Here is a 22,299-nt window from a genome sequence, read left to right as displayed (position 1 = left end):
CTTTGCACCAGCCCGATCGTGCGGTCACCGTACGGACGACGCAACGGAGGGCCGGTCCCCGGCCCGCGCACGAGGGCCGTCGACCGGTCCAGCTCCTCTCCGTCGCTCCCCGACCTCTTCCGAGGGGGTACGTCCTTCCGTGGTGACCAGCACAAAGCGCCACAAGCCAGACCGGCGCACCTACGTTCTCGACACCAGCGTCCTGCTGGCCGACCCGAACGCTCTGAGCCGCTTCGACGAGCACGAGGTCGTGCTCCCCATCGTCGTGGTGACGGAGCTGGAGGCCAAGCGGCACCATCCCGAACTCGGCTACTTCGCCCGGCAGGCGCTGCGTCTGCTCGACGAGTTCCGGGTCCGGCACGGCCGCCTCGATGCCCCCATCCCGATCGGGGATCTCGGCGGGACCGTCCGTGTCGAGCTCAATCACTCGGACCCCAGCGTGCTGCCCACCGGCTATCGCCTGGGGGACAACGACTCCCGCATCCTCGCGGTCGCCCGCAATCTGCAGGCCGAGGGGTTCGACGTCACCGTGGTGTCGAAGGACCTGCCGCTCAGGATCAAGGCCTCGTCCGTCGGTCTCCTCGCCGAGGAGTACCGCGCCGAGCTCGCCATCACGGACGCCTCCGGCTGGACCGGGATGTCCGAACTGACGCTGCCCGGCGAGCAGGTGGACATCCTCTTCGAGGAGGGGCGCATTCATGTGCCCGAGGCCGCCGACCTGCCCGTGCACACGGGGCTGACCATCCACTCCGAGCGCGGCAAGGCGCTGGGCCGGGTGACGGCCGACGGCAACGTCCGTCTGGTGCGGGGCGACCGGGAGGCGTTCGGCATCAAGGGCCGCAGCGCCGAGCAGCGGATCGCGCTCGATCTGCTCCTCGACCCGGATGTGGGAATCGTGTCGATGGGCGGTCGGGCCGGCACCGGCAAGTCCGCGCTCGCCCTGTGCGCGGGTCTTGAAGCGGTCCTGGAGCGCCGCCAGCACCAGAAGGTCATGGTCTTCCGTCCGCTGTACGCGGTCGGCGGCCAGGAGCTGGGCTATCTGCCGGGTTCCGAGGCCGAGAAGATGAGCCCCTGGGCGCAGGCGGTCTTCGACACGCTGTCCGCGGTCACCAGCCGCGAGGTCATCGAGGAGGTCACCTCGCGCGGGATGCTGGAGGTCCTGCCGCTCACCCACATCCGCGGCCGCTCGCTGCACGACGCGTTCGTGATCGTGGACGAGGCACAGTCATTGGAGAGGAACGTACTTCTTACGGTTCTGTCCCGAATCGGGGCGAATTCGCGGGTGGTTCTCACCCATGACGTGGCACAGCGGGACAATCTGCGCGTCGGTCGCTACGACGGTGTCGTCGCCGTCGTGGAGAAGCTGAAGGGGCATCCCCTCTTCGCCCATGTCACGCTGACGAGGTCCGAGAGGTCCCAGATCGCGGCCCTTGTGACCGAAATGCTCGAAGACGGCCAAATCTGAGGTCTTCTCCACCAGTTGGCGCCGTCCGGAAAGGCGTAGAGCCTAGCCGGGCGGCGCCTTGGCGTGTGCGGCTTTCCGAGAATCCCCTGGGACAAACGAGGTGTGAGCTTTCACACGCAACGCAGAATTGCCTTGCGGCGTCCGGTTACGGCAGAGTCTCACTCCTGTCAGGCCCCGCATGCGACACAGCTGTACCCCCAGCGGTACGGCACAACGTGAGAAACACCGCTAACTCCAAAGCGACGTCGTATGCCGCCCGCGCACCACGCGGCGCTCCCCTCGCGGGAGTTGCCCACCGGGCCCGCGCCTCCCGTGACCCCGCAGTTGGGAGGCCAGTGTCAGGGGCACGATTGCGTCCGCCAGGGTCACCGAAGCGGGCGATGCTGGAAGGAAACCGTGTGAGCCGGATTTCGGTCCGGGGATTCGCAGTGGCCTCGGCCACCGCGGTCACCGCCGTCGGAAGCGTTGTCGGCGTTGCCTCGGGCAGCACCGCACAGAACAACGACGCCGAAGCGACGGCAGCCGACGCGACGCTCCTCGCGGACATGCCCGCGGGCCAGCAGGCCCAGGTTCAGACCGCGTCCCTGACGCAGCAGGCCGACGTCCAGGCCATCGCCGCGGACGTCAGCGCCAAGAAGGACGCGGAGGAAGCGGCCCGCAAGGCGGCCGCCCAGACCGCGATCGAGAAGAAGGACGCCGCCGAGAAGGCGGCGAAGGCCGCTCAGGAAGCCAAGGAGCGCGAAGAGGCCGAGGCGAAGGCCTCCCGGTCCGCGTCCACGGCCAGCTTCCCGGTGCAGAGCTCCTACACCGTCGCGCAGATCCAGGCGATGGCACGCCAGGTCGTGCCGAGCGACCAGTGGACCTGCTTCAGCAACATCGTGGACCACGAATCGAGCTGGAACTACCGGGCCGTCAACCCGTCCTCCGGCGCCTACGGCCTCTTCCAGGCCCTGCCCGGTTCGAAGATGTCGTCGGTCGGCGCCGACTGGCAGACGAACCCCGGCACCCAGATCAAGTGGGGCCTGAACTACATGAACGAGCGCTACGGCAGCCCGTGCGGCGCCTGGTCGTTCTGGCAGGCCAACAAGTGGTACTAGGCCTCGCGGCCGCTGCTTGACGCTCAACCCCGCACAGCCCTTCACCGTCCTACGGTGAGGGGCTGTCGCCATGTACGGTCGGACCGGACGACTCCAGGGGGGAGTGGTGGGGAAAGACGGGGGAAGAGGACGGATCATGTCGCGAGTGCCACGGTGGCTCGGTCGGCTCGGCGCCGGACTGACGAAGATGGAAGAGCGGTTGGACGAGCGCCGTGCGGAGGTGGAGCGGGAGAACGCCGAGGAGCCCGCACCGCAACCTCCCGCCGACCGCACCCCGCCGCCCGTCGAGCACGTGCCCGCCGCGCAGACCCGTCCCGACCCCGCGCTCGCCGTGCCGTGGGGCGTCCGGGTGGCCGCCGAGGCCGGCTGGCGGCTGCTGGTGCTGGCCGGCACGGTCTGGGTGCTGATGCGGGTCATCAGCGCCGTACAGCTGCTGGTGCTGGCCTTCGTCGCGGCCCTGCTGATCACCGCGCTGCTGGAGCCGACGGTCTCGCGCCTGCGCCGGCACGGCGTCCCGCGCGGCCTCGCGACCGCACTCACCGCGATCCTGGGCTTCGTCGTGATGGGCCTGATGGGCTGGTTCGTCACCTGGCAGGTCATGGAGAACATCGGCGACCTCTCCGACCAGGTCCAGGACGGCATCGACGAGCTGCGCAACTGGCTGCTGGACAGCCCCTTCCACGTCACCGACAAGCAGATCAACGAGATCGCCGAGAACCTGCGCGACACGATCGGCGCCAACACCGACGAGATCACCTCCAAGGGCCTGGAGGGCGTGACGGTCGTCGTGGAGGCGCTCACCGGCATACTGCTGGCGGCCTTCTCCACGCTCTTCCTGCTCTACGACGGCAGGCGGATCTGGGAGTGGACGCTGAAGCTGGTCCCGGCGGCGGCCCGGCCGGGTGTGGCGGGCGCCGGCCCGGCGGCCTGGCGGACACTGACGGCGTATGTGCGCGGCACGGTGCTGGTGGCGCTGATCGACGCGGTCTTCATCGGCATCGGCATCTACTTCCTGGACGTGCCGATGGCCGTGCCGCTGGCCGTCTTCATCTTCCTGTTCTCCTTCATCCCGCTCGTGGGCGCGGTGGCCTCGGGTGCGCTGGCGGTCGTGGTCGCCCTGGTGACGCAGGGCGTGTTCACGGCGGTGATGACCCTCGCGGTCGTCCTCGCGGTGCAGCAGATCGAGGGTCACGTCCTCCAGCCGTTCATCCTGGGCCGTGCGGTCCGGGTGCACCCGTTGGCGGTCGTGCTGTCGGTCGCGGCGGGCGGCATGATCGCCGGGATCGGTGGCGCGGTGGTGGCGGTGCCGCTGGTGGCGGTGACGAACACGGTGGTCGGCTATCTGCGGAAGTACAGCCAACAGTCCCGTCCGGCCCCTGACGAGGGCGTGGCCGTTCGGGTCGGAGGGGGCGCCGCGGCCCCCGAGGACGGCGGTGCCGTCAACGCCGAGGGCCCCGCCCACCAGGGGTGAACGGGGCCCACGCAGCACCGGCGTTTACGCGGAGAGGACCGCTTCGGTCTCCAGCGTGACGCCGACCGCCTGCACCACGGAGGCGATCTTGAAGGCCTCCTGGATGACCTCGCGCTCGACGCCCGCCTTGCGCAGCACCTGCTCGTGCGAGTCCAGGCACATGCCGCAGCCGTTGATGGCGGAGACGGCGAAGGACCACAGCTCGAAGTCGACCTTGTCGACACCGGGGTTGCCGATGACGTTCATCCGCAGACCCGCGCGCATGGTCCCGTACTCGTGGTCCGAGAGCAGGTGGCGCGTGCGGTAGAAGACGTTGTTCATCGCCATGATCGCCGCGGCGGACTTCGCCGCCGTGTAGGCCTCCGGCGTGAGGTTCGCCTTCGCCTCCGGCTCCAGCTCGCGCAGCACGATCGGGGAGCGCGAGGCGATGGCGGTCGCCAGCACGGTGCCCCACAGCTGCTGCGCCGGGAGGTCGGAGTTGCCGATGACCGAACCGAGGTTGAGCTTCAGGTCCTTGGCGTAGTCCGGTATCGAGGACTTCAGGGAGTCGAGGGACATGTCAGTCACTCACCGGCCAGCAGCTTGACCGGGTCCAGGGTGTCCTCGCCCTTGCTCCAGTTGCACGGGCACAGCTCGTCCGTCTGGAGGGCGTCGAGGACCCGCAGGACCTCCTTGGGGTTACGGCCGACGGAACCGGCGGTCACCATCGTGAACTGGATCTCGCGGTTGGGGTCGACGATGAAGACGGCACGCTGGGCGAAGCCGTCCTCGCCCTCGATGCCGAGGTCGCGCATCAGCTCGTGCTTGGAGTCGGCCATCATCGGGAACGGCAGGTCGGTCAGGTCCGGGTGGTCCTTGCGCCAGGCGTGGTGGACGAACTCGGAGTCACCGGAGAAGCCGAGGATCTGGGCGTCGCGGTCGGCGAACTCCTCGTTCAGCTTGCCGAACGCGGCGATCTCGGTCGGGCAGACGAAGGTGAAGTCCTTGGGCCACGCGAAGACCACGAGCCACTTGCCCTCGTAGGTCTTGTGGTGGATCTGCTCGAACTCCTTGCCCTTCTCCAGCGAGACGCAGGCGGTCAGTTCGAACTCGGGGAACTTGTCACCAACAGTGAGCACAGGCTCTCCTTGCAGCGAAGAAGCGTCCGGATCGCGGACGCTTCCCATGGGTTGGACGAGCCCGATGCTGGCACAAGATGCATTGATTAGAGAAATCACTACACTTGGGCATGTTGATCGGAGGCGTTTATCAGTGACTGTGGGTAATGCGGGAGCGAAGAAGCGGCTGCCCAGCCTGGCCCAGCTGCGGGCCTTCGCCGCCGTGGCGGAGCACTTGCACTTCCGGGACGCGGCCGCCGCCATCGGCATGAGCCAGCCCGCCCTGTCCGGTGCCGTCTCCGCCCTGGAGGAGACCCTCGGCGTCACCCTGTTGGAGCGTACGACCCGCAAGGTGCTGCTCTCGCCGGCCGGCGAACGGCTCGCCGTACGCGCCAAGGCCGTACTGGACGAGGTCGGCGCGCTGCTGGAGGAGGCGGAGGCGGTACGGGCCCCGTTCACCGGCGCGCTCCGGCTCGGCGTCATCCCGACCGTCGCGCCCTACCTCCTGCCCACCGTGCTGCGGCTGGTCCACGACCGCTACCCGGACCTCGACCTGCAGGTCCACGAGGAGCAGACCGCGAGCCTCGTCGAGGGCCTGAACACCGGCCGCCTGGACCTGCTGCTGCTCGCCGTCCCCCTGGGAGTGCCCGGTGTCGTCGAACTGCCGCTGTTCGACGAGGACTTCGTGCTCGTCACCCCGCTGGACCACTGGCTCGGCGGCCGGGAGGGCATCCCGCGCGAGGCGCTGAAGGAGCTGAACCTGCTGCTCCTGGACGAGGGGCACTGCCTGCGCGACCAGGCTCTCGACATCTGCCGGGAGGCGGGCAGGGAGGACGCCCCGGTGACCACCACGGCCGCCGGGCTCTCCACCCTGGTCCAGCTGGTGGCCGGCGGACTGGGCGTCACCCTGCTGCCGCGCACCGCCGTCAAGGTCGAGACGACCCGCAGCAACCAGCTCCTCACCGGCTTCTTCGCCGACCCCGCGCCCACCCGTCGCATCGCCCTCGCCATGCGTACGGGCGCCGCGCGGGGCGCGGAGTACCGGGAGCTGGCGCGGGCCCTGCGCGAGGCGCTGCGGCCGCTTCCGGTACGCCTGGTGAACGACGACGACTGACGGGGATCCGCTTTCCATTCGGTCAAATGAGCGCCGAACAAAGCCTTTTGAACATCCGCGGGTATCAACTTCCGTCAACTAGCGGCAGGTCGGAAATCCACGGCCGGAATATGACCCCGGGCTGCTAAACATTCCCTCCTCAGCGCTACGCGTCAGGCGTATGTGCGACAGGCCAAGGGGAGTGATGTCGGGCTATCACCACCTGGCACCGGCCCTGGCCGCGTGTGGGCGCGACGGCTTCACGGGAGCGCTGCGGGTCACCGGAACCCCGGGCGGCACCGTCCACTTCCGCAACGGCCTCGTCGTCGCCGCCGAGTCCTCCGGCGCACCCGGACCCGAGGCGCTGCTGCTGCGCTCCGGCCGGATCAGCGGCGAGCAGTGGGCCGAGCTGGTACGGGAGTCCGGCGGCGCCCACTGGCCCGCGGCCGAGCTGGTCACCCACGGGTACGCGGGTGACGTCCAGTTGCGGGTGGTGTGTGTGATGGCGCTGCACGACGCCGTGTTCGCCATCTGTGCGGGCAGTGTGGAGGACTGCCGGCGCCTCGCCGACACCGAGCCGGTGGCACCCCTCCCGGTCGGCGAACCCGCGGGCCAGGTACTTCAGGACACGACCCGCAAACTCGCCGCGCTCGAAGCGCTGGACCACGCCGTGCACCCCGAGCGCGAACGCCTCCTGGCCGCGGCCGACCCCGACGGCCCGTTCACCCCGCTCCAACGCGACCTGCTCGGCCACGCCGACGGCCGCAGCACCGCACGCGACCTCGCCTTCCGCACCGGCCGCAGCGTCTACGCCGTGACCGTGGAGGTGGCGCGAATGCTCGGCGAGGGCCTGCTGGAGCGGGTGGTGGCGCCCGAGCCGGTCCGCATCCACACGCCCCCCGACGGCCATGGCGTCCGCCCCCGGACGCCCCCGCCCCCCGGACCTCCCCCCACCCCCCACGGCCCCGATGTCCTGCCCCGCCGTCAGCCCGGCGCCAGCGGCATCGCCGAAGTACTCGAACCGGAGGATTCCGGAACGAGCTGGAAATGGTTCTTCCGCCTGAGAAACGGAACGGCCAGATGAGCTGGACGAACAGATGTGAACGGCAATACAGGAGTGGAAGAAATGGACCATGAAGCGCTGGCACGGGAAATGCGTGGTCTGCGTGATCAGGTGACCGGTATCACCGACACCGCGGTCGCCGCCGCCGACGGCCTGCTCATCGCCGCCGACACGGCAGACTCCATCGACCCGGAGGGCCTCGCCGCCCTCGCCGCCGCCGGACTCGGTCTCGCCAGGCGCACCTCCCTGGCCGCCGAGCGGGGCCCGCTGCGCCGGACGGTGACCTACGGCAGTCACGGGTGTGCGGCCTTCTACGCCGTCGGCGACACCGCGCTGATGGTCGTCCTCGGCGACGAGGGCATGGACCTGGACCGCCTGCACCAGGCGACCCAGCCGGCCCTGCGCCGCATCGACTCGATCCTGACCAGGACCGGGAAAGCAACGGAAGGTGTCTGACCCATGGCGACCAAACGCATGACTTCGGGTTTCTCCGACCAGGTGATGAGCCTGGTCAAGTCGCTGCGGTCGGAGGCCCCCGACTGCCTGGCCGCGGGTGTGGTCGACATGTCGACCGGCATGCTGCTGTCGTACGAGACCGTCGACAGCCACCCGCCGGAGGTCCTGGACCTGTTGGCGGGCGCGACCCTCGACCTGTTCCAGGGCCGTACGGTCGTCATGATCGAGGACATCTTCAAGGAGCGGCGCGGGGTCGAGAGCGACCAGCACTACTTCCAGGAGATCCTCGTCAACAGCGAACACCTCACGCACCTGTTCGTGCGCCTGACGGAACAGCAGGACATCGTCGCCGTGGTCGTCTGCCGCAAGTCCGTGAACGTCGGCATGCTGTTCGCCCAGAGCAGGCGGGTGGTGCGGGAGTACAGCCTGTGACACGCGCGTCGGCCCCTCCCCGGCAAGGGAAGGGGCCGATCGGTGCTCACTCCGTGCGCAGCCCGTCCGGCCGCATCAGCCGCAGCAGCGGCGGCAGGCTGAGCAGCGTCACGACGAGGACCACCGCGGCCCCGGCGCCGGTCATCGACAGCAGGCTCGGCCAGTCCACCCGGACCGGCGTGGCCGTCATCCGCAGCAGCACCGCGCCCAGGGTCAGCCCCACGACCGAGGCCAGCAGCAGGCCGAGCGCGATCGGGATCGCCGTCTGCCACAGCACCGACAGGCTCAGCGTCCGCCGCCGGGTGCCGAAGGCCACCAGCGCCGACAGCAGCTTCTTGCGGTCGCGCAACTGCTCCAGCTGCGACACCAGCAGGCTCGCCCCGATCAGCACCAGCACACACACGGCGCCGACGAACAGGCCGGTGCGGATGGAGGCGAAGCGCTCCGACTGCTCCGTGGCCGACCAGTCCATGGGCTCCGCCAGCCGGGCGACGGCCGCGGCGGTGTTCCGCGCGTGCTCGCGTGCGTCGCGCACCTCGGGGTCGAGGCTGATGTACACCTGCCCCCGCAGAGTGCGCGCGGCCGCGTCCGGGAGCGCCTTCGGCGTGAACAGGAAGCCGCCCTCCTTGTAGCCGGTCAGTCCCTCGCGCGCCTCGGCCGTCAGCACGTCCGCGGGCACCTTCCACGGCACCGGCCGGGTCGGGGTGTCGTCGGTGGTGCTCGGGTCCAGGTACAGGGTGCTGCCCGCCTTGTTGAGACGGGCGGTCTCGGGGTCGTACTCCGAGTTCAGTACGGCGAAGACGTCGCCGTCACGGCAGGACGGCAGGTCGGCCCGCTGGCGCAGCGCCTCGCAGTCGCCGACGGTCACGCTCGCACCGAACTCCGGGTCCAGGGGCCGGTCGCCGAGGTAGCCGTCGGCGTAGGCGTAGGCATTGCGCACGCCCTCGGTGTGGCGGAACTTCTCGGCCGCGCCGGCCAGTTCCACGTCCTTCGGCACGGACACCTGCATCTGCGCCCGGGTCAGGTCGTACCCGGTGTCCTTGGTGTAGTCGCTGTCCACCCCGGCGAACAGCATCTGCAGCGCGATCGCCCCGGCCACGGCCACCGCCACGCCGTTGACCAGCCGGGCCGCCGTGCCGCTGCTCAACTGAAGCCTGCGCACGGCCAGTTGCCAGGCCACCGGGCCGGAGCCGAGCCGGGCTACGACCGTCTCGACGACCCACGGCAGCAGCGCGGTCACGCCGACCAGCAGCAGCATGACACCGCCGATGACCAGGTACTGGTTGAACTCGCCCTCGTCGCGGCCCTGTCCGAGCATCGGGTAGAGCATCGCGAGTCCGCCCAGCGGCAGCAGCAGCCGCCACCACAGCCGGCGCCGCGCGGGCCGTGCCGTACGCACCACGCCCAGCGGCTCGATGACCACCCCGCGCAGCGCGAACAGCGTCACCAGCACCGCCGCGGCCGGGACCGCCACCGCGACCAGCAGGGCGAGCGCGGGGGAGGGGTTCAGATAGCTCGGGAACACGCTGATCCGGAACACCTCGACGGAGCCCGCGATCTGACGTCCGATCAGGAAGAAGACAGTGCCGAGGACCAGCCCGAGGAGCGCGCCCGCGAGCGCCTCGCCGGCCGCGATCCGGCGGGTCATCCGGCCGTCGGAGCCCACCAGCCTGAGCGCCGCGAGCCGCTTGTCGCGCCGCTCCCCGCCGAACCGCACGGCCGCGGCGATGAACACGGCGACCGGCATCAGCAGCGCAACGAAGACCACGAGGATCAGCAGGAGCAGGACGGGGTCGGTCTTCTCGGTGGTCGGGTTGGGGTCGCCGAACCGGTCGATCCGGGCCACCCGGCCCTCGCCGAGCTGCGGTGCGAGCCCTTCGCCGCCCCGGTAGAAGGCGAGTTCCTGCGAGCCGATCAGCCCGCTCTCGCCGATCGTGCCGGTCACCTTGTCGGGCAGCCGCTCGCGCAGCAGCGCGCCGTCCGAGGACTCCAGCAGCTTCTTCAGCGCGGGGGAGACGACCATCTCGCCCTTGGCCGGGAACTCCGTCAGGCCGGGCGGCAGGGGTGCCTTCGAGCCCTCCTGCTCCAGCTCCCGGCCCCGGACCTCCTTGTCGCGGAAGGTCGTGTCGACGTTCACGAGCAGCAGGGAGCGGTCCGACTTGGCCACACCGGTGTTGGTGGAGCCGTACAGGAGGTCGAAGCGCGCGTTCCCCCGGTCGTCCCGTGCCGCGAGCGCGTTCGGGATCGCGGTCGTCAGCAGCAGCAGCGCCACCCCGAGCCCGACCCCGACGGCCGTCAGCAGGGCCCGCGTCCAGCCCTCGCGGCCGCCGGCGAAGGCGAACCGCATCCCCATGGCCAGATCCCCGGCCCAGCGCCGCAGGTTCATACGGCGCGCTCCATGTCCCGTGACTTGCCGTCCCGTACGACGATCTCGCGGTCGGAGTAGGCGGCCACCCGCGCCTCGTGCGTGACCAGCACGACGGCGGCGTTGGTGGACCGGGCGGCGTCGGTGAGCAGTTCCATCACGCGCTCGCCGTTGAGGGAGTCCAGCGCGCCGGTCGGCTCGTCCGCGAACACCACCCGCGGGCTGGTGACCAGCGCGCGGGCCACGGCGACCCGCTGCCCCTGGCCGCCGGAGATCTCGCCGGGCCGCTTGCGGCCCAGGCCGTCGACCTCCAGCCGTTCCATCCAGGTCAGCGCCAGCCGCTCGGCCTGCTTGCGGGAGGTGCCGCTCAGCCGCAGCGGCAGGGCGACGTTCTCCACGCACGTCAGCTCCGGCACGAGCTGCCCGAACTGGAAGACGAACCCGAACTCCGAGCGGCGGAGCGCACTGCGCTCGGCGTCGCTCATCGTCGCCAGCTCCCGGCCGTCGTATGCGATCGACCCGGAGTCCGGCGGCACGATCCCGGCGAGGCAGTGCAGCAGCGTCGACTTGCCCGAGCCGGAGGGTCCCATCACGGCGACGACCTCGCCGGGGTGGACGGAGAACTCGGCGCCGTCCAGCGCCACGGTCGGACCGTAGGTCTTGCGCAGCTCCGTGGCCGCGAGCAGGGCACCAGCAGGGGCGTTCATCGGGTCACCGCCTCGGCGAGCTTGTCGAGCCGCGCGGCGGTGAGCTCCAGCCAGCGCAGGTCGGCCTCCAGGTGGAACAGGGCGTGGTCGCAGATCAGCTGGTCGGCGAGATCGCCCTTGCGCTTGCGGTCGGTGAGGATCCGCATCATGCGCAGATGCTCGGACCGCTGGGTGTCGAGGATCTCGGCCGCGTTGCGCCGGGTGAGCAGCGCGAGGACGACCTTCGTGTACAGCGTCGACTGCAGGTACGGCTCGGGCTTCTCGGGCGTCGCCAGCCACTGCCGTACGTCGGTGATACCGGCGTCGGTGATCGCGTACCGCTTGCGCTCGGGCCCGCCGCCGGGCTCGATGCCGTCGACTTCGACGAGGCCGTTCTTCAGCAGCCGCGACATCGTCGAGTAGACCTGGCCGTAGTGCAGCGGCCGGTCGTGACCGAACTTCTCGTCGAAGGCCCGCTTGAGGTCGTAGCCGTGACGAGGGCCTGTTTCCAGGAGCCCCAGGAGTGTGTGACCGATGGACATGCGAGCACTCTACATGCGGTGTATACCCCCCATGTATACGTCGAGTGTCTAGGTCGGGGTGCGGGTCGCTACGGCCCAGGTCAGGGCCGATTGTCACGGTTGCGCTACGGGGATTCGGAAGGGTCGTACTGCGGTTCTCAGCGGCGGATGCGGGGATCCGGTGCCTGCTGGGCCGCCGTGAGGATCGCGGACACGTCCAGGGTGACCTCGGCCCCGATCGACTCGGGGAGCGTGACGTGTTCTCCGCGGGCGTGGACCCGGTGGGTGTCGTAGCCGTCCTCGATCAGGTCGGTCAGTACGTGGAGGCGGTCGTGCTGACGGTCGACGATCACATAGACGGGGATCTTCGCGGTGCCGTACGCCCTGACCTTCGTCCGCAGGTCGATGGTGTAGTTGCTCGACGTGACCTCAAGGACCAGGCGGAAGGGCGCGGGGTCGTAGCAGTTGTTCTCGACGAGGTGCTCTTCGATGTCGGCGTCGACCACGGACAGGTCCGGCACGGCGTAGTTCTCGGGGCCGTCGGGCAGCCAGAGGCCCAGGCCTTCGAGGACCTCCGTCTCGCCACCGTCAAGGCCGGCTGCGGCGAAGGGACGCTTGAGGCGCGACAGCGCCCGCGCGTGGGCGGCGTCCGGGGGTGGTGTCACGATGAGTGCTCCTGAGAGGATCTCGACGCGGTAGCCAGGGAGCTGCTGCATAAGCCGTTCGGCCTGGTCGAGCAGGGTCCGCGGCGGCTCGCCGTACGGATCCGGCCGCAACGGGGCCTGCGCGTGCTCGATGGGTGCTGCGGACATCTCGTGCCTCCCATGGGCTGGTGCCGAGGGCATCATCGTAGGCCGGGTGAGGTGGGTGCCGCCGGATGCGAGGTGATTCACCCGTACGAGGCTGGAGCAACCTTTCGGCACTCTCGACCGTCGGTTCCAGTGGGACGGGTGCTGATTGTCACGTCCGTAAAAGGCCGGATCGGCGGCCCTTTGTCACATCTCCTGATGTTAGCTTTCTGAGCTGACCTGAGCGGTGAACCCGTGTGGCAGAGGTGCACACCAGAGCGAAGCGGAGCGGAACGGACTCATGGGACGAGCGGAAGAGAGACGAGCACGGCAAGGCGGCGGTCGCCGCGCCGCGCCCAGGCGTCGCCGCTCGTCGGCCGCGGCCGGGCGGACCGGCATACGCCGGTTCTTCACCTGGAAGAAGATCCTCGGCACGTTCCTCGGCCTGTGCCTGCTCGGCATCGGCGGATTCATCGTGCTGTACATGATGGTGCAGGTGCCCACCGGCAACGCCGAGGCGAAGCTCCAGAGCAATATCTACAAGTACAGCGACGGCTCGGTCCTGGCCCGCGACGGCGAGGTCAACCGGGAGATCGTGCCCATTTCCAAGGTGCCCCAGGACGTCCGCTACACCTTCGTCGCCGCCGAGAACAAGAGCTTCTACAAGGACTCCGGCGTCGACCTGAAGGGCACCGCCCGGGGCCTGGTCAACACGCTCAGCGGCAAGGGCGCGCAGGGCGGCTCGACCATCACCCAGCAGTACGTCAAGAACTACTACCTCACCCAGGAACAGACGGTCACCCGCAAGCTGAGAGAGCTCGTCATCTCGCTGAAGGTGGACCGCCAGATGTCCAAGGACGAGATCCTCGCGGGCTACCTCAACACCAGCTACTTCGGCCGCAACGCCCACGGCATCCAGGCCGCCGCGCAGGCCTACTACCGCGTCGACGTCGAGAAGCTCACCGTTCCCCAGGGCGCGTACCTCGCCGCCCTGCTCCAGGCGCCGAGCCAGTACGACTGGGAGGTCGCGTCCGACACCGGCAAGAAGCTGGTGGAGGCCCGCTGGAACTACGTCCTCGACAACATGGTCGAAGAGGGCTGGCTGAGCTCCTCGGAGCGCCAGGAGATGAAGTTCCCGGTGCCGAAGAAGCCCAAGGCCGTCGCGGGCCTCGAGGGCCAGAAGGGCTACCTGGTCGAACTCGCCAACGAGCAGCTGAAGGACCAGCTGATGGAGCAGGAGGGCATTTCCCGCTCCGAAGCGGAGAGGCAAGTCGAGCACCAGGGTTGGTCCATCACCCTGAATATCGACCGGAAGAAACAGGCGCAGCTGGAGAAGGCCGCCGAGCAGCAGCTGATCAGCAAGCTGGACCCGAAGAAGCGTGACGTCGACGCGGACGTCCAGCCCGGCGCCGTCTCCGTCGACCCCAAGACGGGGAAGATCGTCGCCCTGTACGGCGGCGAGGACTATCTGAAGCATTACGTCAGCAACGCGACCCGTACTGACTACCAGCCCGCCTCGACGTTCAAGCCGGTCATCCTGGCCGCCGCCCTGGAGAACGAGGCGCAGACGCAGGACGGCGAACCGATCGGCGCGAGCACGGTCTACGACGGCACCAGCAAGCGGCCCGTGGTCGACGCCAACGGCAACAAGGTCGGCTTCGCCCCGCCCAACGAGGACGACGTCGACTACGGCGACGTCACCGTGCAGACCGCGATGAACAAGTCCGTCAACTCGGTGTTCGCGCAGATGGGCATCGACGTCGGCATGGACAAGGTGATGGAGACGGCCGGCCGGCTCGGCATGGACGTCGAGGACCTGGAGGCCGTACCTGCCCAGACCCTCGGCACCATGGGCGCCAGCCCCCTGCAGATGGCCGCGGTCTACGCCACCCTCGACAACCACGGCAAGCAGGTCACCCCGACCATCATCAAGTCCGCCGAGCAGAACACCCGCACGGTGACGATGCCCGACCCGATCGGCGACCAGGTCATCAGCCGGGCGACCGCCGACACCGTGACCTCGGTGCTCACCGGCGTGGTCGACGACGGTACGGCTCGGGTGTCCGTGCGCGACAACCCCGAACGCGACGGCCAGGAGGTGGCCGGCAAGACGGGTACCTCCGACTTCGGCCGGTCGGCCTGGTTCACCGGCTACACGCCGGACCTGGTGACCTCCGTAGGCCTGTTCGGCGAGGACGACAAGACCGGCGACCAGATCGACATGAAGGGCATCACCGGCGAGCTGCCGGGCACCGGCAGGGTCAACGGCGGTGGCATCCCGGCGCAGATCTGGGCCATGTACATGTTCGGAGTGACCGACACGGACGCCGAGTTCGACCTGGACACCGACCAGGGCGCGGCGGTCGAGCCCTCGTGGACGCCGACGCAGACGCAGGAGCCCAGCAGCACCCCGACGGAGGAGCCGTCCAGCCAGGCCCCGACGACCGAGGCCCCGTCGCAGACCCCGACGCAGACGCCCACCCAGACCCCGACGACCAGCGCGCCGACCACGACCGCGCCGACGGCCCCGACGACCCCGCCGACGGACGACATCCCGGAGGACCCGGCAAATCCGGGTGAGGACGTGGGAGAGCAGTAGAGGAAGGGCGCCCGGCCATCACCGGGCGCCCTTCTCCTCGTATCAGCGGAGACCCGCTCCTCGTATCAGGGCCGCCCTTCTCCTTGTATCAGCCGGGATTGAGCTCGAACCAGACGACCTTCCCCGTGCTCAGCCGGGTCGCGCCCCACCGTCGGGCCAGCTTGTTCACCAGGTAGAGTCCGCGGCCGCCCTCGTCCGTGGCGCGCGCCTGCCGCAGCCGCGGCAACTGCGGCACGTCGTCCCCGACCTCGCAGCGCAGCACATCGGTCCGCAGCAACCGCAGGGTCACCGGCCGGGAGGTGTACCGGACCGCGTTCGTCACGACCTCGCTGACCAGCAGCTCGACCGAGTCGGTCAGCTCCTCCATGCCCCAGCGGGACAGTGCGCGCCGGGCCAGCCGCCGCGCCCGGCCCGGGGCCGCGTCCTCCGGCTCCAGGAACCAGTACGCGACATCACTCGGCGCGATCCCGTCGAACCGCGCCGCGAGCAGCGCGATGTCGTCGTCCCGGTCGCCGGGACCGAGCATGTCGAGCACCTCGTCGCACAGCGCCTCCAGCGGCGGCGGATGGTCGGGCCCGGTCAGCTGGGCGGTCGCGGCGAGCTTCTCGCGCAACTGCTCTATGCCGGTCCACACGTCCCGCAGCCGCGACTCCACCAGGCCGTCGGTGTAGAGGAGCAGCGTGGCCCCGGCGGGCGCGTCCAGCTCCACGGCCTCGAAGTCGACGCCTCCGACACCGATGGGCGCGCCCGGCGGCACCCGCAGCACCTCGGCCCGGCCGCCCAGGTGCAGCAGGACCGGCGGCGGATGGCCGGCGTTGGCGATCGTGATGCGGTGGGAGACCGGGTCGTACACGGCGTACAGACAGGTCGCCATGCGGTCCGTGCCCAGCCGCTGGGCCTGCTCGTCGAGGTGGTGCAGCACCTCCTGCGGCGGCAGGTCGAGCCCCGCGAGGGTCTGCGCGGTCGTCCGCAGCTGCCCCATGATGGCCGCGCTGGTCATCGAGTGGCCCATGACGTCGCCCACCACCAGCGCCACCCGGCTGCCCGGCAGCGGGATCGCGTCGTACCAGTCGCCGCCGACGCGCGCGGTCTCGGCCGCCGGCAGGTAGCGGGAGGCCAGCCGTACGCCCGTGGGACGCGGCAGGGTCTCCGGCAGCATGGTCCGCTGGAGTTCGTCGGCGATGTAGGCCTCACGGCCGTACAGCACTGCCTTGTCGATGCCGAGCGCGCTGTGCGTGGCGAGCTGGGCGGCGACCAGCAGGTCGTCGGCCTCGAACGCCATGCGTTCGGGGCGGCGCAGGAACAGCGCGGCACCGATCACCCGGCGGCGGCCGCGCAGCGGGGCGAGGATGGCGCGCTGCCCGCCGGGTACCACCAACTCGCCGTCGTCGCCCAGCAGTTCCGGAAGGGCGGCGCGGGCCGCGGGTGCGTCGGCGAAGACCGGCCGCACCCCGCGCAGCACCTCGGCGAGCGCCCCGCCGGGCCGCACCTCGCACAACTCGGCCGTCACCGCCGACAGTTCGGCCAGCTCGGTCGGCTCCGGCTGCCCCGGCACGGGCAGGAAGCCGTCGGTGTCCCGGTCCTCCGGGATCCGGTCGGTGCGGCGCAGCCGCAGCACGACGGGGCCGGTGGGCCGCTCGTCGCCGACCGGCAGCGGGTCGCGGAGATAGACGAGGATCGCGTCGGAGAAGGTCGGCACGGTGGCCCGGCACAGCCCCATCACGATCTCGTCGAGATCGATCCCGCGGGCGATCCGCCGGGTCGCGGCGCCCACGAACCGCAGCCGGTCCCCGTCCCGCCGCATCGGCGTGGGCCGGCCCTGCTGGACCGTCTGCCCGCTGCGGCGCTCGCCACCGGGCGGCTCGCCGCCCGGCTGGAGCGGAATGGCCTCGGGTGCGGGCCGCGGACGATGGGTGTCGGCCTCCGCCGCGGCGGAGGGCTGCGCATGCTCGGGACCGTTGCTCACAGGGGCCTTGTCGTTGCCGGACGGTGCGGTGGTGCCCGGGAGGGAGGGCGGTTCGCCGGTGCGGGCCTGCGCGGGTAACCCGGCGGCGCCGGACGAGCGGGGCTGTGCCGGGGTACGCAGGAGCGCCCCGCGGGGATCCGCGGGGTCGGCGCCCTGCCGCGGGCGCTCGAAGGAGGTCGGCTGCTCCGTCACGCCTGTCGCATCCATCCGTCCGGGGCGTCGTGTTCGTCCCGCCGAAGTGCCGATACCCGGATTACCTGCCCCGGGAACGGAATTCCCGCGTGGTCAGAGGCTGTTTCTGTGCCACCGGCGGATTCTGCGCAGCCCGCACCGGTGTTGCCCACGTACCCCTCGCTCACGTCCTGCCGCCCCTCGGTGACGATCGGTCAAGCCCTGTGCACGCTCCGCCAGTTGTCGCCCGCGCGCCCTTGCGGAGGACGATCCTACGTTTACGGCCCCGGGGCGCATCAAGGGTCTCACGTGGACACGTACGCGGGAGTTCGGTCCCAGTCCTCCGGCAGTGACGGTACAGCCCAGGACGCGTCCGGGCGCCAGTGCTGCCAGCCGTCCGAGAACGGCCGGCCCCAGGCGCGGACGGTCCCCACCGCGGCCTGTCCGGCCTCCCGCACCCGCTCGGCCACGTCAGGAGCCATCAGGCCGTCCTGCTGGGCCTGCGCGAACTCGTCCTCGTCCCGCCAGCCCCAAGTCCGGTCCGGGTACACGCAGATGTCCAGAAAGTGATCCTCGGAGTCGACCCCGCCTGCCCAACGGGCCAGCGGCTCCTCCAGGTTCACGTACCAGTTCTTGAAGCGCCAGCCCGGCTCCCAGAACAGCCACACCGACCACGGCTCGCCGGGCCGAGCGAGCTTCAGCACACCCGTCCCGAACCACCGGTCGCGCTGCACCGTACGCGGCTTGGTGTAGCGCGACCGCAGCGGCTCCAGATGGACCGGCGTGCCGTCGGCGAGCGCGGGCTTGACGCACTCGGTGCCGGGCGCCAGCCATACGGCGAGCAGATCGGCGTCGTCCCGTACGACCGTCACCGGACGCACGATGTGGAAACGCGCGCCGGCGTTCTCCCGGTAGCGCCACAGGATCTGACTCCCGGGCGCCCAGTGCGCCGTAGACCCGCCCGCTTCCACTGCCGTCACCGCTCCGCCGTCTGCCATGAACAGATATTAGGTGTCACGGAGTGACGACGCTGCGGCGAACGTCACGGTTCGCCCGGACGCGACAACTCGTCACGGGCGCGTCATACGCAGGACATCCAGGGCTTCGTCCAGGTCAGCGAGGGTGAGGTCGCCGCGGTCCACATAACCGCTCTCCAGCACGACTTGACGGATGGTCTTGCGCTCCGCGAGTGCCTTCTTGGCCACCTTGGCGGCCTCCTCGTACCCGATGTACTTGTTCAGCGGGGTGACCACGGACGGTGACGACTCGGCGTACTCCCGGGCCCGTTCGCGGTGGGCGACGATGCCGTCGACGGTCCGGTCGGCGAGCAGCCGGGAGACGTTGGCGAGCAGCCGGACCGACTCCAGCACGTTCTTGGCGATGACCGGGAGCATCACGTTGAGCTCGAAGTTCCCCGCCGCGCCCGCGGTCGCGACGGTGGCGTCGTTGCCGACGACCTGCGCGGCGACCATGAGCACGGCCTCGGGGACGACCGGGTTGACCTTGCCCGGCATGATCGAGGATCCGGGCTGCAGGTCGGGCAGCGAGATCTCCGCGAGCCCGGTGCGCGGACCGGAGGCCATCCACCGCAGATCGTTGGCGATCTTCGTCAGCCCCACGGCGATCGTCCTGAGCTGCCCGCTGGTCTCGACGATGCCGTCCCGGGCCCCCTGCGCCTCGAAGTGGTCGCGGGCCTCGGTGAGCGGCAGCCCGGTCGCCCGGGCCACCTCCTCGATGACGGCGGCGGAGAAGCCGGGCGGGGTGTTGATGCCGGTGCCCACGGCCGTGCCGCCCAGCGGCAGCTCCGCGAGCCGGGGCAGGGACGCCCGCAGCCGCTCGACGCCGTACCGCACCTGGGCCGCGTACCCGCCGAACTCCTGCCCGAGCGTGACGGGCGTGGCGTCCATGAGGTGCGTCCGCCCCGACTTCACCACGTCGGCGAATTCCTCCGCCTTGCGCTCCAGGGACGCGGCGAGGTGGTCGAGGGCCGGGATCAGATCGCGGGTGACGGCGGCGGTGGCGGCGATGTGGATGGACGAGGGGAACACGTCATTGGAGGACTGCGACGCGTTGACGTGGTCGTTGGGGTGCACCGGCCGCCCGAGCCGCTCGCTCGCCAGCGTCGCGATCACCTCGTTGGTGTTCATGTTGGACGAGGTGCCGGACCCGGTCTGGAACACGTCGACGGGGAAGTGCTCGTCCCACCGCCCCTCCGCGACCTCACCGGCGACCTCCTGCACGGCCGCGGCGATGTCCTTGTCGAGCACCCCCAGCTCCGCGTTCACCTTCGCGGCCGCGCCCTTGATCCGGGCGAGCGCCTCGATGTGGGCGCGCTCGATGCGCTGCCCGGAGACCGGGAAGTTCTCCACGGCCCGCTGCGTCTGGGCCCGCCACTTGGCGTGCGCGGGGACCCGGACCTCGCCCATGGAGTCGTGCTCGATGCGATAACCCTGCTCTACGTCGGCCACTGCCGATCACCTCCACCTGTTCACAGCATCCGGCACCCGGTAGCTGTTCCCCCACCGGAGGCGATCCTCACGACGGGAGGCGGGGCGGGGACGACCGCCGGACAATGGAGGGGTGCGCACGGGGGGCTCGTCACCCCACAGGAGGCACGACATGCTTCGCAGCATCAGGACGCTTCTCGCACTCGGCGCCGGGCTCGCCGCCGCGGGCACCTTCGCCGCCGCCCCCGCCTCGGCCATCGAAGGTGACGAGACGTTCACCCTCTACGCCAGGGAAGTGCCGGGGGAGGAGGACGACGAGGGCGAGCCGGGCGAACAGCAGCTCCCGGAGGTCGGCGACTCCTTCTCCTTCGCCGACGACCTCTACCGCGAGAAGGGCGGCGAGAAGGTCGGCCGCGACGGAGTCGCCTGCACCGTGGTCCGCGCCGGCAACCCGATGGACATCCAGTGCCTCGGCACCTTCGTCCTCTCCGGCGGCCAGATCACCGCCCAGGTCCTCATGACGGTCCCCCTCGACGACTCCGCCGAACTCCCCGACTTCGACGCCTCCGTCACCGGCGGCACCGGCGACTACCGCGGCGCGACCGGCCAGATCCACTTCACGGAGGACGGCGAGTACCAGCGCTTGGAGTTCGACCTGACGGACTGACCACTGCACTCAGCCCGTCCGGCGTTTGAGGACGAGGCCCGTTCAGGGCCGACGGGGGTCCAGGGGGCGGAGCCCCCTGGGCGGGGTCGAAGGGGCGGCAGCCCCTGGAGGACGGGAAGGGCAGGGGCGGCGGGGGCGAAGAACCCTCCGCCCGCCCCCACGGCCTACGCCAGCCCAGGCCCCCGTACCGGAATCGACGTGAACGTCGGCGCGGGCGCCGGATCCTGGAAGAAGTCGTTGCCCTTGTCGTCGACCACGATGAACGCCGGGAAGTCCTCGACCTCGATCTTCCACACGGCCTCCATGCCGAGCTCCTCGTACTCGACGACCTCGACCTTCTTGATGCAGTCCTGCGCGAGCCGGGCCGCGGGACCACCGATCGAGCCGAGGTAGAACCCCCCGTGCGTGCCGCACGCATCCGTGACCTGCTTGCTCCGATTGCCCTTGGCCAGCATGACCTTGGAACCACCGGCGGCCTGGAACTGCTCGACGTAGGAGTCCATGCGCCCGGCCGTCGTGGGACCGAAGGAACCGGACGCGTACCCCTCCGGGGTCTTCGCCGGCCCCGCGTAGTACACCGGGTGGTCCTTCAGGTACTGGGGCATCTCCTCACCCGCGTCCAGCCGCTCCTTGATCTTGGCGTGCGCGATGTCACGGGCCACGACCAGCGGCCCGGTGAGCGAGAGGCGGGTCTTCACCGGGTACTTGGTGAGCTCCGCGAGGATCGTCTCCATCGGCTGGTTGAGGTCGATCTTCACGACGTCGGAGGACTCGTCGAGGTGCTCGTCGGTGGTCTCCGGCAGGAACCGTGCCGGGTCCGTCTCCAGCTGCTCCAGGAAGACACCCTCGGCGGTGATCTTCGCGACGGCCTGCCGGTCGGCGGAGCACGACACCGCGATCGCGACCGGGCAGGACGCACCGTGCCGGGGCAGCCGCACCACCCGCACGTCGTGGCAGAAGTACTTGCCGCCGAACTGCGCGCCGATGCCGATCTTCTGCGTCAGCTCGAAGACCTTCTCCTCCAGCTCCTTGTCCCTGAAGCCGTGCCCCAGCTCCGAGCCCTCGGCGGGGATCTCGTCCAGGTAGTGCGCGGAGGCGTACTTCGCGGTCTTCAGGGCGTACTCGGCGCTCGTACCGCCCACGACGATCGCCAGGTGGTACGGCGGGCAGGCGGCCGTACCGAGCGAACGGATCTTCTCCTCCAGGAACTTCATCATGGAGGCCTCGTTCAGGACGGCCTTCGTCTCCTGGTAGAGGAACGACTTGTTGGCCGAGCCGCCGCCCTTCGCCATGAAGAGGAACTTGTAGGCGCCGCCGTCGGTGGCGTACAGCTCGATCTGGGCCGGGAGGTTGGAGCCGGTGTTCTTCTCCTCCCACATGGTGAGGGGAGCCATCTGCGAGTAGCGCAGGTTCAGGTTCTGGTAGGCGTCGTAGATGCCCTTGGAGAGCGCCTTCTCGTCCTCGCCCTCGGTGAGGACGTTCTGTCCGCGCTTGCCCATGACGATCGCCGTGCCGGTGTCCTGGCACATCGGCAGCACGCCCGCCGCCGCGATGTTCGCGTTCTTCAGCAGGTCGAGGGCGACGAACTTGTCGTTGCCGGACGCCTCGGGGTCGTCGATGATCCGGCGCAGCTGCGCGAGGTGGGCGGGGCGCAGGTAGTGCTGGATGTCGTGGATGGCCTCTTCGGCGAGCTTGCGCAGCGCCTCGGGCTCGACCTTGAGGAACGTGCGCCCGTCGGCCTCGAAGGTGGAGACACCCTCGGAGGTCACCAGCCGGTACGGGGTGGTGTCCTCTCCCATGGGGAGCAGATCGGTGTACGCGAACTCAGGCATCTCAGCCCATTCCTCACTCTGACGGACGGCCGCCCGCCGACGCTGGCGAGCCTCACCAGCGTAGAACCTGCCGCTGGGGCGGG

19 protein-coding genes are annotated in these 22,299 nt (G+C 70.1%); 9 read left to right on the top strand and 10 right to left on the bottom strand.

Features of this window, described 5'->3' with window-relative positions; translation table 11 throughout:
• Window positions 1–139: 139 nt before the first annotated feature.
• The 3 genes from ICC28_RS30955 to ICC28_RS30945 all read left to right on the top strand — a co-directional run bounded on the left by ICC28_RS30955 (window position 140) and on the right by ICC28_RS30945 (window position 4,033).
• The gene (locus ICC28_RS30955) at window positions 140–1,465 is read left to right on the top strand and encodes a PhoH family protein (RefSeq protein ID WP_188292080.1); all 1,326 of its coding nucleotides are present in this window, start codon (window positions 140–142) and stop codon (window positions 1,463–1,465) included.
• Window positions 1,466–1,863: 398 nt separating this feature from the next.
• Window positions 1,864–2,562: a transglycosylase SLT domain-containing protein gene (locus ICC28_RS30950; RefSeq protein WP_188292079.1), complete on the top strand. Its 699-nt coding sequence runs from the start codon at window positions 1,864–1,866 to the stop codon at window positions 2,560–2,562.
• Window positions 2,563–2,698: 136 nt separating this feature from the next.
• Window positions 2,699–4,033: an AI-2E family transporter gene (locus ICC28_RS30945; protein ID WP_188292078.1), complete on the top strand. Its 1,335-nt coding sequence runs from the start codon at window positions 2,699–2,701 to the stop codon at window positions 4,031–4,033.
• Between the two features lie 24 nt (window positions 4,034–4,057).
• On the opposite strand, the gene ICC28_RS30940 is transcribed toward ICC28_RS30945, so the two are convergent.
• Window positions 4,058–4,591 (bottom strand): alkyl hydroperoxide reductase, encoded by a 534-nt coding sequence (locus tag ICC28_RS30940; protein WP_188292077.1) that lies wholly within the window; start codon window positions 4,589–4,591, stop codon window positions 4,058–4,060.
• Between the two features lie 5 nt (window positions 4,592–4,596).
• Window positions 4,597–5,151 (bottom strand): peroxiredoxin, encoded by a 555-nt coding sequence (locus ICC28_RS30935; protein WP_188292076.1) that lies wholly within the window; start codon window positions 5,149–5,151, stop codon window positions 4,597–4,599.
• A gap of 133 nt (window positions 5,152–5,284) precedes the next feature.
• On the opposite strand from ICC28_RS30935, the gene ICC28_RS30930 reads away from it, so the two are divergent.
• From ICC28_RS30930 to ICC28_RS30915, 4 genes are all read left to right on the top strand, one after another.
• Window positions 5,285–6,244: a LysR substrate-binding domain-containing protein gene (locus ICC28_RS30930; RefSeq protein ID WP_188292075.1), complete on the top strand. Its 960-nt coding sequence runs from the start codon at window positions 5,285–5,287 to the stop codon at window positions 6,242–6,244.
• Window positions 6,245–6,428: 184 nt separating this feature from the next.
• Window positions 6,429–7,307: a MarR family transcriptional regulator gene (locus ICC28_RS30925; RefSeq protein ID WP_188292074.1), complete on the top strand. Its 879-nt coding sequence runs from the start codon at window positions 6,429–6,431 to the stop codon at window positions 7,305–7,307.
• Window positions 7,308–7,349: 42 nt separating this feature from the next.
• Window positions 7,350–7,742 carry a roadblock/LC7 domain-containing protein gene (locus ICC28_RS30920; RefSeq protein WP_188292073.1) on the top strand — a complete coding sequence of 131 codons (393 nt, stop codon included), beginning with the start codon at window positions 7,350–7,352 and terminating at the stop codon, window positions 7,740–7,742.
• A gap of 3 nt (window positions 7,743–7,745) precedes the next feature.
• A complete protein-coding gene (locus tag ICC28_RS30915; RefSeq protein WP_188292072.1) occupies window positions 7,746–8,174 on the top strand; it encodes a hypothetical protein in 429 nt (142 codons plus the stop codon).
• Between the two features lie 46 nt (window positions 8,175–8,220).
• On the opposite strand, the gene ICC28_RS30910 is transcribed toward ICC28_RS30915, so the two are convergent.
• From ICC28_RS30910 to ICC28_RS30895, 4 genes are all read right to left on the bottom strand, one after another.
• Window positions 8,221–10,560: an ABC transporter permease gene (locus tag ICC28_RS30910; RefSeq protein WP_188292071.1), complete on the bottom strand. Its 2,340-nt coding sequence runs from the start codon at window positions 10,558–10,560 to the stop codon at window positions 8,221–8,223.
• Window positions 10,557–11,246, bottom strand: coding sequence for an ABC transporter ATP-binding protein (locus ICC28_RS30905; protein WP_188292070.1), 690 nt, complete (start codon window positions 11,244–11,246; stop codon window positions 10,557–10,559). Before ICC28_RS30905 ends, ICC28_RS30910 begins: the two co-directional genes overlap by 4 nt.
• The gene (locus ICC28_RS30900; protein ID WP_188292069.1) at window positions 11,243–11,767 is read right to left on the bottom strand and encodes a PadR family transcriptional regulator; all 525 of its coding nucleotides are present in this window, start codon (window positions 11,765–11,767) and stop codon (window positions 11,243–11,245) included. The genes ICC28_RS30905 and ICC28_RS30900 overlap by 4 nt, the downstream gene beginning before the upstream one ends.
• 137 nt (window positions 11,768–11,904) lie before the next feature.
• A complete protein-coding gene (locus tag ICC28_RS30895; RefSeq protein WP_188292068.1) occupies window positions 11,905–12,558 on the bottom strand; it encodes a Uma2 family endonuclease in 654 nt (217 codons plus the stop codon).
• A 277-nt stretch (window positions 12,559–12,835) separates the two neighbouring features.
• On the opposite strand from ICC28_RS30895, the gene ICC28_RS30890 reads away from it, so the two are divergent.
• Entirely contained in the window at window positions 12,836–15,133 is a 2,298-nt protein-coding gene (locus ICC28_RS30890; protein WP_188292067.1) for a transglycosylase domain-containing protein, read from the top strand.
• Between the two features lie 88 nt (window positions 15,134–15,221).
• Here the strand turns inward: ICC28_RS30890 and ICC28_RS30885 are convergent, their stop codons facing one another.
• The 3 genes from ICC28_RS30885 to ICC28_RS30875 all read right to left on the bottom strand — a co-directional run bounded on the left by ICC28_RS30885 (window position 15,222) and on the right by ICC28_RS30875 (window position 19,738).
• Entirely contained in the window at window positions 15,222–17,306 is a 2,085-nt protein-coding gene (locus ICC28_RS30885) for an ATP-binding SpoIIE family protein phosphatase (protein ID WP_188292066.1), read from the bottom strand.
• A gap of 269 nt (window positions 17,307–17,575) precedes the next feature.
• Window positions 17,576–18,268, bottom strand: a complete 693-nt coding sequence (locus tag ICC28_RS30880) for a DUF402 domain-containing protein (RefSeq protein WP_188292065.1) — start codon at window positions 18,266–18,268, stop codon at window positions 17,576–17,578.
• A 72-nt stretch (window positions 18,269–18,340) separates the two neighbouring features.
• A complete protein-coding gene (locus tag ICC28_RS30875; protein ID WP_317454132.1) occupies window positions 18,341–19,738 on the bottom strand; it encodes a class II fumarate hydratase in 1,398 nt (465 codons plus the stop codon).
• 151 nt (window positions 19,739–19,889) lie between these two features.
• Here ICC28_RS30875 and ICC28_RS30870 point away from each other — a divergent pair, with 151 nt between their 5' ends.
• On the top strand, window positions 19,890–20,384 hold the full coding sequence (locus tag ICC28_RS30870) for an allene oxide cyclase barrel-like domain-containing protein (RefSeq protein WP_188292064.1): 495 nt from the start codon (window positions 19,890–19,892) through the stop codon (window positions 20,382–20,384).
• A gap of 164 nt (window positions 20,385–20,548) precedes the next feature.
• Here ICC28_RS30870 and ICC28_RS30865 read toward each other — a convergent pair whose 3' ends face one another.
• The gene (locus ICC28_RS30865; protein ID WP_188292063.1) at window positions 20,549–22,216 is read right to left on the bottom strand and encodes a fumarate hydratase; all 1,668 of its coding nucleotides are present in this window, start codon (window positions 22,214–22,216) and stop codon (window positions 20,549–20,551) included.
• Between the last annotated feature and the right edge of the window lie 83 nt (window positions 22,217–22,299).

Origin of the sequence: Streptomyces sp. TRM68416 (assembly GCF_014596915.1) — a bacterium.
Lineage (GTDB): Bacteria > Actinomycetota > Actinomycetes > Streptomycetales > Streptomycetaceae > Streptomyces.
This window is presented reverse-complemented; position numbering and strand designations above follow the sequence as displayed.

Bases quoted from the DNA above. Each gene is read 5' to 3' on its own strand.
- ICC28_RS30945 (WP_188292078.1), top strand. From the start codon at position 2,699: ATGTCGCGAGTGCCACGGTGGCTCGGTCGGCTCGGCGCCGGACTGACG.
- ICC28_RS30940 (WP_188292077.1), bottom strand. From the start codon at position 4,591: ATGTCCCTCGACTCCCTGAAGTCCTCGATACCGGACTACGCCAAGGAC.
- ICC28_RS30925 (WP_188292074.1), top strand. From the start codon at position 6,429: ATGTCGGGCTATCACCACCTGGCACCGGCCCTGGCCGCGTGTGGGCGC.
- ICC28_RS30920 (WP_188292073.1), top strand. From the start codon at position 7,350: ATGGACCATGAAGCGCTGGCACGGGAAATGCGTGGTCTGCGTGATCAG.
- ICC28_RS30915 (WP_188292072.1), top strand. From the start codon at position 7,746: ATGGCGACCAAACGCATGACTTCGGGTTTCTCCGACCAGGTGATGAGC.
- ICC28_RS30910 (WP_188292071.1), bottom strand. From the start codon at position 10,560: ATGAACCTGCGGCGCTGGGCCGGGGATCTGGCCATGGGGATGCGGTTC.
- ICC28_RS30905 (WP_188292070.1), bottom strand. From the start codon at position 11,246: ATGAACGCCCCTGCTGGTGCCCTGCTCGCGGCCACGGAGCTGCGCAAG.
- ICC28_RS30900 (WP_188292069.1), bottom strand. From the start codon at position 11,767: ATGTCCATCGGTCACACACTCCTGGGGCTCCTGGAAACAGGCCCTCGT.
- ICC28_RS30895 (WP_188292068.1), bottom strand. From the start codon at position 12,558: ATGTCCGCAGCACCCATCGAGCACGCGCAGGCCCCGTTGCGGCCGGAT.
- ICC28_RS30890 (WP_188292067.1), top strand. From the start codon at position 12,836: ATGGGACGAGCGGAAGAGAGACGAGCACGGCAAGGCGGCGGTCGCCGC.
- ICC28_RS30885 (WP_188292066.1), bottom strand. From the start codon at position 17,306: ATGGATGCGACAGGCGTGACGGAGCAGCCGACCTCCTTCGAGCGCCCG.
- ICC28_RS30880 (WP_188292065.1), bottom strand. From the start codon at position 18,268: ATGGCAGACGGCGGAGCGGTGACGGCAGTGGAAGCGGGCGGGTCTACG.
- ICC28_RS30870 (WP_188292064.1), top strand. From the start codon at position 19,890: ATGCTTCGCAGCATCAGGACGCTTCTCGCACTCGGCGCCGGGCTCGCC.
- ICC28_RS30865 (WP_188292063.1), bottom strand. From the start codon at position 22,216: ATGCCTGAGTTCGCGTACACCGATCTGCTCCCCATGGGAGAGGACACC.